Annotated in this window: 1 protein-coding gene; it reads left to right on the top strand. The window is 66.6% G+C overall.

Annotated elements, in window-relative coordinates; translation table 11 throughout:
• Positions 1–452, top strand: a 452-nt coding sequence (locus J4F42_17995) for a hypothetical protein (protein MCE2487411.1), incomplete at its 5' end; no start/stop codon positions are given.
• Positions 453–473: the final 21 nt, after the last annotated feature.

Below are 473 nucleotides of genomic sequence, written 5' to 3' on the forward strand. Positions count from 1 at the left end.
CGGCCGATGTGCTGGAGCGGCTGGGTCGGGCTCTCGAAGACGGCGCACCGGCCCAGGGAGCGGACCTGACGTATGAGCTGTCGGGCAATCCGGCCGCGCTTGACCTGGCTATCGCCGCGACCGGCTTTGCCGGACGGGTGGTGATCGGCTCGTGGTATGGACACAAACGGGCGGCCATAGACCTGGGCGGGCGCTTTCACCGCAGTCGGATGCGTCTGATCAGCAGCCAGGTGAGCAGTATTGCCCCGGAGCGGACCGGCCGCTGGACCAAGGCGCGCCGTTTGCAGCTGGCCTGGCGGATGCTCGAACACCGCCCGCCCGGTCCGTGCCTGACCGATCTGATCAGCCACCGTTTTCCGTTTGGGCGTTCGCCCGAGGCCTACGCCCTGCTCGACCAACAGCCCCAGCACGCGCTGCAAGTCGTGCTGAGCTACGAGGACTGCAAAGGGTAAACGTGTCAACATGTTCGTGTG

This window comes from Desulfurellaceae bacterium (assembly GCA_021296095.1).
Taxonomy (GTDB): domain Bacteria; phylum Desulfobacterota; class Binatia; order Bin18; family Bin18; genus JAAXHF01.